The organism is Metabacillus sp. RB-C-LZQ-3-1, from assembly GCF_058315175.1.
Window position 1 is genome coordinate 37,690 of sequence record NZ_JBZFLI010000020.1, and the last position, 14,229, is coordinate 51,918.

Annotated in this window: 12 protein-coding genes and 1 pseudogene; 11 read left to right on the forward strand and 2 right to left on the reverse strand. The window is 36.4% G+C overall.

Translation table 11 applies throughout. The features are described from left to right. Positions 1–13 precede the first annotated feature (13 nt). The 8 genes and pseudogenes from AC4GZ8_RS22180 to zwf all read left to right on the forward strand — a co-directional run. A complete protein-coding gene (locus AC4GZ8_RS22180) occupies positions 14–1,303 on the forward strand; it encodes a M20 family metallo-hydrolase (RefSeq protein WP_491084121.1) in 1,290 nt (429 codons plus the stop codon). A gap of 42 nt (positions 1,304–1,345) precedes the next feature. Continuing rightward, complete coding sequence (locus AC4GZ8_RS22185) at positions 1,346–2,962, forward strand: ABC transporter substrate-binding protein (protein WP_491084086.1); 1,617 nt, start codon at positions 1,346–1,348, stop codon at positions 2,960–2,962. 102 nt (positions 2,963–3,064) lie between these two features. Continuing rightward, the gene (locus AC4GZ8_RS22190; RefSeq protein ID WP_491084087.1) at positions 3,065–4,027 is read left to right on the forward strand and encodes an ABC transporter permease; all 963 of its coding nucleotides are present in this window, start codon (positions 3,065–3,067) and stop codon (positions 4,025–4,027) included. Between the two features lie 10 nt (positions 4,028–4,037). Beyond that, positions 4,038–4,940: an ABC transporter permease gene (locus tag AC4GZ8_RS22195; protein ID WP_491084088.1), complete on the forward strand. Its 903-nt coding sequence runs from the start codon at positions 4,038–4,040 to the stop codon at positions 4,938–4,940. A 33-nt stretch (positions 4,941–4,973) separates the two neighbouring features. Beyond that, on the forward strand, positions 4,974–5,999 hold the full coding sequence (locus AC4GZ8_RS22200) for an ABC transporter ATP-binding protein (RefSeq protein ID WP_491084089.1): 1,026 nt from the start codon (positions 4,974–4,976) through the stop codon (positions 5,997–5,999). Positions 6,000–6,001: 2 nt separating this feature from the next. Beyond that, the gene (locus tag AC4GZ8_RS22205; protein ID WP_491084090.1) at positions 6,002–6,835 is read left to right on the forward strand and encodes an ATP-binding cassette domain-containing protein; all 834 of its coding nucleotides are present in this window, start codon (positions 6,002–6,004) and stop codon (positions 6,833–6,835) included. An 18-nt stretch (positions 6,836–6,853) separates the two neighbouring features. Continuing rightward, entirely contained in the window at positions 6,854–8,263 is a 1,410-nt protein-coding gene (locus tag AC4GZ8_RS22210; RefSeq protein ID WP_491084091.1) for an amidase, read from the forward strand. A gap of 218 nt (positions 8,264–8,481) precedes the next feature. Beyond that, a pseudogene (gene zwf, locus AC4GZ8_RS22215) lies at positions 8,482–9,948 on the forward strand (glucose-6-phosphate dehydrogenase); the annotation flags it as partial. A gap of 173 nt (positions 9,949–10,121) precedes the next feature. On the opposite strand, the gene AC4GZ8_RS22220 reads toward zwf, so the two are convergent. Then, on the reverse strand, positions 10,122–11,012 hold the full coding sequence (locus AC4GZ8_RS22220; protein WP_491084092.1) for a DMT family transporter: 891 nt from the start codon (positions 11,010–11,012) through the stop codon (positions 10,122–10,124). 118 nt (positions 11,013–11,130) lie between these two features. On the opposite strand from AC4GZ8_RS22220, the gene AC4GZ8_RS22225 reads away from it, so the two are divergent. Continuing rightward, a complete protein-coding gene (locus AC4GZ8_RS22225) occupies positions 11,131–11,670 on the forward strand; it encodes a VOC family protein (protein WP_491084093.1) in 540 nt (179 codons plus the stop codon). 118 nt (positions 11,671–11,788) lie between these two features. Here the strand turns inward: AC4GZ8_RS22225 and AC4GZ8_RS22230 are convergent, their stop codons facing one another. Beyond that, the gene (locus AC4GZ8_RS22230; protein ID WP_491084094.1) at positions 11,789–11,968 is read right to left on the reverse strand and encodes a hypothetical protein; all 180 of its coding nucleotides are present in this window, start codon (positions 11,966–11,968) and stop codon (positions 11,789–11,791) included. Between the two features lie 209 nt (positions 11,969–12,177). Here AC4GZ8_RS22230 and AC4GZ8_RS22235 point away from each other — a divergent pair, with 209 nt between their 5' ends. Together AC4GZ8_RS22235 and AC4GZ8_RS22240 are read left to right on the forward strand one after the other, a co-directional pair. Beyond that, a complete protein-coding gene (locus AC4GZ8_RS22235) occupies positions 12,178–12,849 on the forward strand; it encodes a response regulator transcription factor (RefSeq protein ID WP_491084122.1) in 672 nt (223 codons plus the stop codon). Beyond that, a complete protein-coding gene (locus tag AC4GZ8_RS22240; RefSeq protein WP_491084095.1) occupies positions 12,846–14,183 on the forward strand; it encodes a HAMP domain-containing sensor histidine kinase in 1,338 nt (445 codons plus the stop codon). The genes AC4GZ8_RS22235 and AC4GZ8_RS22240 overlap by 4 nt, the downstream gene beginning before the upstream one ends. Positions 14,184–14,229 lie beyond the last annotated feature (46 nt).

Here is a 14,229-nt window from a genome sequence, read left to right on the forward strand (position 1 = left end):
ACAATGAATCGTGATAAATGCCAGATCTAAACTAGGGGGGATTCATATTAAGATTAATGCGGGACGTTTAAAACAACATTTCGAGGAAATGAGTGAAATAGGCAAAATAGGAGAAACAGGTATTTGCCGTCCGGCTCAATCAGACATTGAAAAACAAGCCTTTGAGTTAGCAAGCAAGTGGATGAAAGAGGCAGGAATGACAGTAAGACTCGATCATTTCGGCAATTTAATTGGGAGATTAGAAGGGAAAGACCCTGAAAAACCGGTATTAATGCTAGGTTCGCACTTAGATTCACAACCATATGGAGGAAGATTTGATGGAACTGCAGGTGTCATTGCGGCAATTGAAGTTGTAACGACATTGACAGAACATGGAATAACACCAGATCATCCGATTGAAGTGATCTCTTTTGCTGATGAAGAAGGTTGGAGATTTAATAAGGGACTTTTTGGTTCAAGAGGAATTCTTGGTCTATTAGAGGAAGGAGAGTTATTACGAAAGGATAAGGATGGAATCACAAGACAACAAGCTTTAATTGACTTTGGCTGCAATCCAAATGAATGGAAACAATCGGTATATCCACCAAACTCGATCGCAGCCTATCTTGAATTACATATTGAGCAAGGTCCTGTACTTGAGAAATTGGATCAGAAGGTTGGTATTGTTACGGCAATTTCTGGACCATTATGGTTAACAGTAAAAATAACCGGCTTTGCTGGTCATGCGGGATCTGTACCGATGAACAATCGCCAGGACGCATTAGTAGGAGCTGCAGAAATCATTGTTGCTTTAAATGAAATCGTGAAAAAAGATCCGACAGCACCAACCGTAGGTACAGTTGGAGCAATTAATGTTTTTCCTAATTCACCTAATATCATACCAGAAAAAGTAGAATTTACCGTTGATTTACGTGATATTGATATCAATCGCAGAGGTTTATATGAAAGTAAGTTAAGAGAATGTATTCATAAAATAGCGGAAAAACACCTGCTAACATTTGAAATTAGTGAAGATACAAACAGTGAACCACGAGATTGTGCGGATTGGATTAAAAATTTGATCCGGAAAGAATGTAACGAAAAAGGAATAGAAGCACCTGAGTTAATAAGTGGCCCATTCCACGATGCTTTAATCATGTCGTATGCCTGTGATTACGGAATGATCTTCGTTCGCTGTAAGGATGGAATTAGTCATAATCCAGCGGAATATGCCTCCTACGATGATCTAGCAATAGGGACTGATATTATGTATGGAACGGTCTTAAAAATGATTCATCATTTACAACCTAGTTTAACAAACTAATTGATAAATCAAATCGATGAAGGTTAAAGGGAGGAAGAAAACATGAAAAGGAAAAAATTATTTTTGGCCATTTTTCTAAGTCTAATGATGATTTTGTCAGCTTGTTCGACAAACACAACAAGTGAGGAAGTAAGTACTAGTGATTCTAAAGGCGGGGGTCAATTAATTATTGGGATGGAATCAGAAGCTGATGTTTTAGATCCGCACAGAGCAGGTGGATGGGTAACGATGAGAATTACAAATCAAATGTTTGAACCACTTATTGGTGAGGATTTAAGTAAATCATCTGATGAAGAAGCCGTACCAAAGTTGATTCCAGTTTTAGCGGAGAGTTGGGATGTTTCAGATGATGGAAAAACATACACGTTTCATTTAAGAGAAGGGGTTAAATTCCATGATGGATCTGATTTTAATGCAGAAGCAGTAGAGTTTAATATTAAAAGATTAACAGATAAAAATTTTGAATATTACGATAATCCAGGTGCGGGACGTACCTTCAGAACTTGGAAGTTTTATGAAAGTACAGAAATTATTGATGAATATACAATTAATATTCATCTAAAACAGCCTTTTTCGGAATTCCCTAGAATGTTAGCTCAAATCAACTCCCTTCAAATTGTTAGTCCTACTGCCATTATTGAAAATGGAAATGACAGTATGGGAGATAATCCGGTTGGTACGGGTCCATTTAAATTTAGTGAAAGAAAACGTGGGCAAAATATAACTCTTGTTAAAAATGAAGAGTATTGGGGAGAAAAGGCTTTATTAGATACAGTAGTCTTTAGACCTTTATCAGATCCTGCTGCAAGGGTATTGGCAATTCAAAATGATGAAGTGGATATTATTGCTGTACCGCCGCCAGACTCAATTGAAAATTTAAAAAACCAAGGTTATGAAATCATTTCTGGTACACCACCACATGTCTGGTACTTAACATTTAATTTTGATAATGAATACATGAAAGATCCAAAAGTAAGGCAAGCGATCAATTATGCGATTAATCGAGAAGGAATTGCCAATGAGTTACTAAATGGCACAGTCAACCCAGCTTATACGATGGTTTCACCAGGTTCAAGTATTTTTGATCCTGAAAATAAATGGTATGAATATGATCCTGAAAAAGCAAAAGAGCTACTGAAAGAAGCTGGTTTAGAAAATGGCTTTTCAACAACATTGCAAACATCTGTTGATGGTTCCGGCCAATTACTTCCAGTTGATATTGCGGAATGGATTCAAAGAGATTTAAAAGAGATTGGTATTGAGCTTAAGCTTGATACACAGGAATGGATTACCTATTATTCAGCTTATAGTGATGGCATGGATAGCAGTGTCGGAATGAATCAGATGTCATCCGGTCGTACATCACCATATTTTCTATCAATGGTGGCACACTCTGAATTTGTTGCACCAGGTGGATTTAACTCAGGAAAATATGTAAATAAGCAAGTGGATGAATTACTCGATCATGCTTCTACTGCAATAGATGAAACCGAAGCGAATAAAACGTGGAAAGAGGCAGAGGCACTAATTATGGAAGATGCAGCATTTGCCCCAATTGTCAATGATTCAGCACCATATGTTGTTCATTCACGTGTAAAGGGATTTGTTGTACCGTCTGAGGAATGGTACACATTAGCTCCAGTTTGGATTGAAGACTAATCTATTAAAATCAGTGGCTTTATAGCAGGTATCTAATCACCAATCGGTCCATTAGATACCTGAAAGATTCATTTAATAAATAATAGGCGGGGAGGAGAACGTATGTTTCGTTATGTGCTTTCAAGGGTATTATCTACGATTCCAGTCTTAATTGGTGTAACCATTGTAGTTTTTTTACTAATCCGACTTATACCTGGTGACCCTGCAAAATCAATTCTTGGAGGGGACGCAACAACAGAGGCGGTAGAAGCATTAAGAGTCGAAATGGGGCTAAATGAACCAATTTATACACAATATGGATCATGGATTATACAATTTCTCAAAGGAGACTTTGGATATTCGTATACTCTTCATACTCCCATTGTTCAAGAGCTAATGCCACGTTTTGTAAATAGCATGATTTTAACAATTGCTAGTTTACTAATATGTGTTACGTTAGGTGTTATTTTAGGTTTGATCAGTGCGTTGAAAAAAGGAAGTGTATTTGACAAAGTCAGCATGGGCATTGCTTTACTAGGAGCAAGTATGCCCGTATTTTGGATCTCCTTGATGCTCATGTGGCTATTTGCAATTAAAATGCAAATATTCCCTGTAAGTGGAATGTACAATATGAGAAATCCAGGAGGGTTTATAGATTTATTGCATCATATAGTTTTACCGGCATTCGCAACAGCAACGGTTTCTCTTGCCGTTATTGCTAGATTAACAAGGAGTACAGTGTTAGATATTTTAAAGAAGGATTATGTGAATTATTTTCATTCATTTGGTTTATCAAGATCAAAAATAAACCTTGTTCATGTCATGAGAAACTCCCTTCCTCCAGTCATTAATATTTCCGGTTTACAAGTGGGCTATATTATTGGCGGTGCATTATTTAGTGAAGTTGTCTTTAATTGGCCTGGCATCGGAAAAGCTCTATATGTTGCCGTGACTTCTAATGATTATCCGACCATACAAGCAGGAATTCTTTTAATCGCGATCACATTCGTTGTTGTTAATTTAGTCGTTGATCTTTTAAATGTTTGCTTAAGTCCAAAATTACAAGATTCAATAAAAGCTGAATAGGGGTGAAAGCATGGGTAGTAAATGGAAACTGTCATGTAAGGCTTTTATGAATGACAAAATGGCAATGTTCGGAGCAGTCATTATTTTATTTTCCTTCGCATTAGCCATTTTTGCTCCTTGGGTCTCTCCTTATGATCCCAATGTCGTAGCAGACGGTAGCACACGTTTAATGCCCCCGGGATCTGAGGGACATCTACTTGGAACAGATCATCAAGGGAGAGACATATTAAGTAGAATCATCTTCGGCACACAGACCTCATTAATTTCTGCCGTTGTTCCCGTCATTATTGCTGCTATCATAAGTGTTTGTCTTGGGGTTATGGCTGGCTATTATCAAGGAATAATTGGAAACGTGATTATGAGAGTGATGGATGTCTTTTTTGCCTTTCCAGCAGTACTACTTGCCATTGCAATTGCGGCAATCCTTGGACCAGGTCTCCTTAATGTCATTATTGCCATGATTATTGTACGAATTCCGTATATGACGCGCGTTGTTTATACGGACACTTTGCAAGAAAGTCAGAAAGAATATGTTGAAGCTGCAAAGGCATTTGGGTTAAGTAAAATGGAAATTATGTTTAAACAAATTCTTCCAAATGTCTTACCTTCATTAATCGCATACAGTACAACTCTTGCAGGAGTAACCATTGTAACGGTAGCTGGATTAAGTTTTATTGGACTTGGTGTTCAACCTCCAACTGCTGATTGGGGTAGAATGGCAAGCGATGGTAGCGAAGTATTAATGCAAGGGCATGCTTTTGTTACATTTATTCCAGGAATCGCCATTTTAATCTTATCTTTTGCCTTTAGTATGATTGGTGATGGACTGAGAAATGCATTAGATCCATATGAACGTTCAAAGGTAAAAGAAAAGAAAAAAATCGATAAGAAAACCATTCAAAATATCGCTTAATTGATAGATCCATTCCATAGAAAGGGTGGTTAGATGAATGTCACGTCAACATTAAACACAAGATTCTTGCTTAAGGTTGAAAATTTATCAACAAAAATTAAAACACCTGATGGAGTTATTACTGTCCTAGAGGATATCAATCTAAATATTAAAAAAGGCGAAATTGGAGCAATTGTAGGAGAATCCGGTTCAGGGAAGTCTATGACAATTCATTCAATCCTCCAATTGTTACCCAAAAACCTTTTAGAATCCTATTCTGGAAATATAGAAGTAGAAGGAGAGAATCTCATCGAAATTGATGAGAAAAAAATGCAGAAAATAAGAGGTGGGAAGATTTCTCTAGTTGCTCAAAATGCGATGACCTCCTTAGATCCTTCATATCGAGTAGGAAAACAAATTGTTGAGATTATGTTAGAAAAAACGAACGCAACAAAATCCGAAGCAAAGAAAAAAGCACTAGATTTATTAGAACAAATGGGGATAGATGAACCCGAACGGATTTATCAATCCTACCCACACCAATTAAGTGGGGGGCTAAGACAACGGGTTGTAATTGCGATGTCCCTTGCCTGTGATCCGGACTTAATTATTGCAGATGAGCCAACCTCTGCGTTAGATCCAACCGTACAACTACAAGTATTAGATTTATTCCAGAAAATTAATCGCAAGTTCGGAACAGCTATTTTAATTATCACACATGATTTTGGTGTGGTTGCTCGTATTGCAGAGAAGGTAGCTGTGATGTATGCAGGGCAAATAGTTGAAAATGGTACGACTGAAGAGGTTATTTTTAACCCAAAACATCCATACACACAAAGCTTATTAAAATGCATCCCAAACCTTGACTGGATTTTCGAAGATGGTGTTGGAAAAAAACCCTTATTTCAAATAAAGGGGGAACCGCCAAACTTATTACATGTATCAGAGGGATGCCGATTTGTCAGCCGGTGTCATGTTGAAAGTGAAAAGTGTCATAAAACGAAGCCATTGTTGAAAAAAGCAAGCCCATTTCCAGTAGATCATTCTGTACGCTGTTTAATGAATGAAGGGGGGAAATAGACATGGGGAATGAACCTCTTGTTGAAGTGAAGGAATTACAGAAAATTTATGGTGGGAAGAAAAGTATATTTCTTCCAAGTAAAAAAGTAACGGCAGTAAACGATGTAAGCTTTTCAATTGGCAAAGGAGAAACATTTGGTTTAATAGGGGAATCAGGGTCAGGAAAAACAACAGTTGGACGAATGATCCTTAGGTTAATTGAGCCTACCAATGGATCAATCATTTATAATGGTCATTCATTAAGAGATTTACCCAAAAATAAAATGACCGCATTACGCAAAGATATTCAGATCGTGTTCCAGGATTCAGGTTCAGCCTTTAATCCCAGAAAAACAATCGGTGAGCAAATTGCGCATGGACTTATAAGATATAGCGAAAATAAAGATCCTAACTATATCTATAAAGAAGTGGTAGAAATGTTAGAAGTTGTAGGCTTACGAGCGGACTTTTACCATCGATATCCTCATGAATTATCAGGTGGGCAAAGACAAAGAGCGGGAATTGCTCGAGCGTTAATTCTAAAACCAAAATTTCTCGTCTTGGATGAGCCAGTATCAGCTTTAGATGTTTCTGTAAAAGCACAAATTATTAATCTCTTAATCTCTTTGCAAAAGGAATTTCATTTAACCTATTTATTTATCGCCCATAATTTAGATTTAGTAGCTTATTTTTGTGATCGAGTTGCTGTTTTATCAAAAGGAAAGGTCATTGAAACTGCATCGACAAAAGAATTGTTTAGAAATCCAAAACATGAAATAACAAACAAGTTGTTGAGTTCGATTCTTACCCTTGATGGAGATTTGGGAGAAGTTTATAAAAAAAGAACGGTAATTTAATGATAAGGAGAGATAGGGATGAATGAATTATTTTTTAAAGATATACACACTGTATCTGGATTACTAAAAAATCACGAAATATCTCCGGTTGAATTAACTAAACAACTATTAGAAAGAATAAATGATCTTGAACCAGACCTAAATGCCTATATTGCTGTTCTTGGAGAGGATGCTATTAAACAAGCAAAAAACCTTGAAAAAGAAATAATTAATGGAAATATTCGAAGTCCACTTCATGGTGTTCCGATTGCCATAAAAGATATTTTTGAAACGAAGGGTAGGATCACAACCTCAGGATCTAAAATTTTTGAACACTCAATTTCAAATCGTGATGCAGATGTTGTTAAACTTCTGCAAGATGCTGGAGCTATTATTATTGGAAAAACAAATCTTCATGAATTTGCGATGGGGGCTACAACAGAAAATCCACATTATGGTCCCACCCGAAATCCATGGAATTTAGAGAAGATACCTGGTGGATCAAGTGGCGGCTCTGCTGTTGCTGTTGCTGCAGGAATGGCATTTGGAGCGGTTGGAACTGATACAGGAGGATCTATACGACTTCCAGCAGCTCTTTGTGGAATTGTTGGACTAAAGCCAGCGTATGATCTTGTCAGTACAAAAGGATGCACTCCTTTAAGCTGGACATTGGACCATATTGGACCAATGACACGAACAGTTGCTGATAGTAGAATCATGTTGAACATCATGGCTGACTCTCGAAAACTGAAGATGATGGATTTAGAGATGAATAGAAATGATTTAAAAGGAATACGAATTGGAGTATGTGAAGAGTACTTTTTTGATAGTATGGATCAAGAAATGAAAAATATAATGAAACAATCGCTAAAAAAATTGACAGAACTTGGGGCAGAAGTTGTTGACATGTCACTCTCTGGTATAGAAGACGCACTTGAGGCACATAAAATCATTTCAAAATCTGAAGCCTATACATTTCATGAAGGTTTCTTTAAAAAAAATCCAGAAATGTACGGAAAAGATATTCAGTTTCGATTAAATTCAGGAAGTGAAGTTACGGCAAGTCAATATATCAACGCTTATCGTTACCGGAACAAATTTATTCAAAGTCTATTAGATTCGATGGAAGAATATAAATGTGATGTTCTGTTTTCGCCAACGAATTCTATTCCTGCCTTTGATATTGGAAGTGTTTCTCCCGAAGACTCTATTCATAATATTTTTAAGCTAGGAAAAACACCAATCGGAAATTTATTAGGGTGGCCTGTTATATCAGTGCCTTGTGGCTTTACAGCTGAAAACTTGCCAGTAGGATTTCAATTAATTGGAAAAAATTATGATGAAGGATTACTTCTTTCTATTGGAGAACTATATGAACAGTCGGAAAATTGGATTTCTTATTTGGAAAAAAATGATACTTATTTACTCGGGAAAATGTTAAATAATTAAGTTATAACATGCCTACTAAACGATAAATCAAAAAGACTGATCCTAAAGAAAATATCTAGGGATCAGTCTTTTTCTTTGCTTCAGATTTCTGAAATCAATGGCAATCGCTTTTTCTTCGATACACCTATTTTTATATACAAGATGAATCAAATAGATAAATGCAAAAAAACTAGGACACACTAATGTTTAACAATTACTTATAAGGAGTGGGCGGTAAAATGGATTCTTCAACCTTCATATTATTCGGTGCAACGGGCGATTTAGCTAAGAGGAAAATTATCCCCGCCTTATTTCGTTTATTTCTTAACCAAAAATTGCCGATTTCTTTTTCTGTGATTGGTGCTAGTATTACGGAGCTTTCAGATGAGGAATTTCATGAACAAATTAAGCAATCCATTCAATCCTTTACTGAACACAAGGCAGATCATCCTAAAATGGAAGCTTTCCTAGAGCTAATCCGGTACACAAAGGTAGATGTGACAAAAGAAGATGAGTATGAAAGGTTATTAACTCTGATCAAAAGTCGTGAAAAGGAGTTACAAATTCCTGAAAATAGATTATTTTATTTGTCGGTAGCCCCTCAATTTTTTGATGTAATTGCGCTGAACTCAAAAAAATGTGGTCTAGCTGCTGCAACTGGGTGGAAACGCCTTATTATAGAAAAGCCTTTTGGACATGACCTGAAATCAGCTCGGGAGTTGAATGAAAAGCTAACCAATGCATTTGATGAAGAGGAGATTTATCGAATTGACCATTATCTAGGCAAGCCAATGGTTCAAAACCTTGAAGCTTTGGAATTTGCTAACCCGATTTTGCAAACCCTTTGGAACAATGAACATATTGCAAATGTTCAAATTACCGCAAGTGAAACGGTTGGGGTTGAAAAAAGGGTTGCTTACTATGATCAAGCAGGGGCTATTCGTGATATGTTTCAAAATCATATGCTACAGCTGTTGATGATGGTTGGGATGCATTTGCCTTCAGGACTTTCCACAAAGGATATCCGTCTTGAAAAAAGAAAAGTAATGGATGCAGTTCGTCCGATCAAAAAGGAAGAGGTTGGTTCAGAGGTTGTGAGAGGACAATATGGACAAGGCGAAGTAAATGGACAACAAGTTGTTGGCTATACGAGTGAGCCTGGCGTTGACCCTTCTTCAACTAATGACACGTTTGTCGCAGCACGCGTCTGGATTGATGATCCTGTTTGGCAAGGTGTTCCGTTTTACATACGGACTGGTAAGCGATTGAATAAGAAATCAACTCGAATCGTGATCGAATTTAAAAACCCGCAAAGCCTTCTATTTGAATCAGAAAATGAAGAAACTTCTCCAAACCTATTGGTTATTGGGATTAATCCAGAGGAAGAGGTTTCATTACAATTAAATAGTAAAAATCCGTTAAACGACGGAAAATTAGAACCTATTCATGTTGATTTTACCCCTGAGAATAAGAACGTACCTGATGCTTATGAGATTTTACTATTAGATGCCCTAGAGGGTGACTCGACGTTTTTTGCTCATTGGAAGGAAGTTGAATTATCTTGGAAATTCGTACAGCCGATTCTTGAGGCTTTTGAGGAAAATCTGATTCCACTACATTCATATCAAGCAGGTTCATTTGGTCCTGAAGCTTCGAACGAACTACTTGAAGAGGATGGCTTTGGGTGGTGGTCAGACAAACAAACATTAGAAAAAGATGATTCTACTGAAAATACTTTTGACTATCCACACCTACACGCGAATGAACAATCATTTACAGATGTAGGATTGGATCATTAGGAGGGAATAAACATTGGAGCTACCTTGAGGCTGGTAGCTCCAGTGGAATTAGTAAGGAATTGTTAGTGCGGAAATGTTGCTTAACTTGCTTTGCTTACTTCCTTTCGATTGGAGGCTTTTGCTCCAGGTAAACTTAAAATCACCATACCAATTAAAAATAAAACAGAACCGATTATGACATAAACCGTAATGGGTTCGTTGTAGAATAACCATGACCATAAAAGAGTAAATAAAACACTCGAATTAACAAGAATAGCTGCCACTAAAAACGATACTTTCTTCAATGCTTTGGCATAAATTAAAAAACTTATTCCTGTAATAAACCCTAGCATGAGCAAGGAAAAAGTTGTGATTCCACTTAATTCACCTGACCACTCAAACTGAGAGGGAAGAGGAAGGGTTGTTAAAAGACTACACCATAAGAAAATCGATAAATTCATATCAGTAGCTGCCATTTTGTCAATCAATATTTTTTGACTGACAAAGTGAAAGCTGGCCCCAAAGGCAGATAACGCAAAAATGAAGGTTAAAAACAGATCAAACTCCATTAATTGACTAATAGGAAGACCGTTCCAACTTATAAGAAACACACCAAAAAAACAAAGCCCAGCAGATATCATAGACAATATCGTCATCTTTTCCTTAAAATAAAAAATAGAAAACAGCAGCATGAAAATCGTTAAAAATGGAGAAATTAAAATTTGCTCATAAGCATAGCCAATGGAAACACCATAGTTTTCAAAAAGATAGTTCATCATTTTCCCTATGGCCCCATACCAAATCCATTTTGACTTCCAAGTAATCTTGACTTTCCTTCTTCCAAACAAAATAAACAAAACTAAAAAAACGACACCAAGAAAAAATCGTAAAAACGTAATCGTATAGCTATCAATCGAAAAAGATGCCGCTTTCACAAAAATGCTGACAAAGCTCCACATTAGTGTACTTAATAAAAGTAAGAGAATTCCCATATGTATGTTTTCATCCTTTTTGTTTGTTACCTTTATTGGGTTTTAAAATGTTTTATAGGGTCTTTTACCGCAATTTATTATATCATAAAAAATATTAAGATTCTGAATATTGTTACATATGTATCCTTTCATAATTGAAAACAAGAAGGAGGAGAAACCCGTGAATAAAATCCAAAAAATCACCACGAACCTATGGTTCAACACAGAAGCAGAGGAAGCAGCACAATTTTACGTTTCAATCTTTCAGCAGTCAAAGCTAGAGAGAATCACTTACTATCAAAATGCATACGACAATCAAGACCAAACTAAGCGAAAAGTCATGACAGTCGAATTCCAATTGGAAGGTCAGAAATTTGTAGCACTAAATGGAGGTCCACAATACAAATTCACAGAGGCCATATCATTTTTCGTGCACTGTGATTCACAAGAAGAATTGGATTATTACTGGGATAGACTTTCTGAAGACGGAGACAAAAAGGCACAAGTATGTGGTTGGCTTAAGGATAAATTCGGAGTTTCATGGCAAATAATACCTACGAACCTAACTGAAATGATCAGTGATGATGATCAAGAAAAGGCAGGAAGAGTCATGAATGCATTATTGCAAATGAAAGGGAAAATTGATATGAATGCACTGGAAAGAGCGTATGAGGAATAGGGTTTAATTAATGGACTTTTAAGTGAGGGCGTATCAGTAATGAATACGCGAGCAAAGTAAGGTCGTAAGTGTCAATTTCACTTACGCCTTACTTTACTCAGACCTAAAGATAAAACCCCTATTTAATAATCGAATCATAAACATCATCAACAACTTTTTCATCTTGAATATCAAATTCTATTCTTAATTGATATCTAATAATTTCTTTATTAACCGAACCTTCTACGTTTTCAACTTTATTGGTTCTAAGCCAATGGGTAATCAGCTGAATCTGGTCATCATAATCTAAAATACTCATGCTAGATGCTCCTTTTATTTAAAATCCTTTATAAGTATAGATTCTTCTGAAAGTTGAGTTGTATACACTAATTTTTTCATTTTATAATTGATTATATTATTAAAAAAACAAGCAGTTTAAATAGTGATTGATGAAATATCTGGCAATTTTACAGATAATATTATGATATAGTTTACATATATTGACTTTTACTAGAAAGAGGTTCATATATAATGAGAATTCTATACATTGAAGATGAAGAAGAATTAGGAACATGGGTATGCCAGGACTTAACAAAGAGAGGATATCAAGTAACGTGGTTAAAAAATGGTGACGAGGCTTTGGAGTATGCTGACGACTATGATCTTGCCATTCTTGATGTGATGTTACCGGGATTAGATGGTTTTTCCATTGGCAAAAGGTTAAAAAAAGTTTCACCATCGCTGCCTATTATCATGCTATCGGCACGGTCACAAGTGGACGATAAGCTAGAAGGACTGGAATTTGCAGATGATTATATGACAAAACCATTCCACCCGGATGAGCTTGCAGCAAGAATTAGTGTGTTGTTGCGCCGATTTGATCGCATGATGCCATCTGAGGTAAAGATCCAGCATCTACGGTATTATCCAAAGCATTATCAGCTATTTCATAATGATAAAAATGAAGAAATCATTTTAACGTCTAAGCAACTCCAAATCTTTGATTATTTATTAAAACATGCCGGACAAATTATGACGAAGGAACAAATCTATGAATCTATTTGGGAGGAAGATTATTTTGAAGGTGACAAAACGTTAATGGTCCATATTCGTTACTTACGGGAAAAAATTGAGAAGGATCCAGCCAAGCCTGCCATTATTGAAACGATTCGTGGAATTGGGTATAGGTTAAAACAATGAAGCTTCGTAACACGCTTCAAACAAAATATTTGATTCTAATTATTTGTGCGATGATGATCCTTCCGATTGCTTTTCCTCTCGCATCATTTGTTGTTTACATACCGGCAATTATCGTTAATTACAATGACATAAATGTTTATAATAGTGAAGAAGTAGAGGCAGATTGGCATGAAAAAGCAAAACAATTACATGGGGTTTCAGAAGCAGAAATGATTGCTAGTTTAAAAGAAACGGCAAAAGGATATAAAACATCCACCGTATTTTGGGTTGATGAAAACGGCGAAACTCGATACGTTTCTGATCAATCAGCGCAAATTCCTGACAAGTGGACACCAACCTATACTGTTTCATTTATGAAAGAAAGCTATGGAGGCAATCCATTTACAGTTGTTTCATTTATAGGTGATGAGAAAACCAACGGATTTATTGTTTTGCAAATAGATAGAGAGTACATGGATTACCCGATTCGACAACTGGAAAATTATTTCGAAATCATTTATGTCGTGGTTGTCGGGCTTTTATTGCTGTTATTTATTGTTCTTTCATGGGTGTTTTTTCGATCAATTCGAAAACGTATTGTACGACTTCAAAAAACAATGGATATGAAAGATCAACGAATTCCAAATAAAGTAACGGTCGGTGAAATTGATGAATTAGGGGAATTAGAGGTATCATTTAATAAAATGATTGAACGCTTAGAGGCTAGCAGGTTGCGGGAAAAAGAGGAGGAAGAGCTGCGAAAAGAGCTGATTGCTAACTTATCACACGACCTTCGTACACCTTTAGCTACTATTCGGGCACATGCCTATTCATTGAAAAACGAGCATATATCATCAGATGGGCAGAAATCCATTGAGATAATTGATAGAAAAATTGATCATTTGCACACTCTAATTGAAAACCTCCTATCATACACGTTATTAACCTCAGGGAAATATACATACAAACCGCAAAACGTTGATGTAAATCGAGCCATTCGCCTGTCACTTTCAGCGTGGTATCCAATTTTTGAAAAAGAACAGTTTATGGTGGACATAGAATTGTTCGAGAAAACCGTTCATTGGCAGTTGGATCCAAATTGGTTTGAGCGGATTCTTGATAACCTGTTTCAAAACGTGGTGAGACATGCGAAATCTGGCCAATATATTCGTATTTTTTGCGAGGAAAACACCATTTATATCAAGGATAGAGGTCCTGGTATGAAAAACAAGTCAGAACAAACAGGTATAGGGATAGGACTTTCCATTATTGAACTGATGACAAACGAAATGGGCATTTCATGGAGTATCGAGTCATCTAGCAAAGGGACAACGGTTAGCTTAACAAAACAATAGGATATACAAAATGAGTACGCTTGGATGGATAAGCGTACTTTTTTGT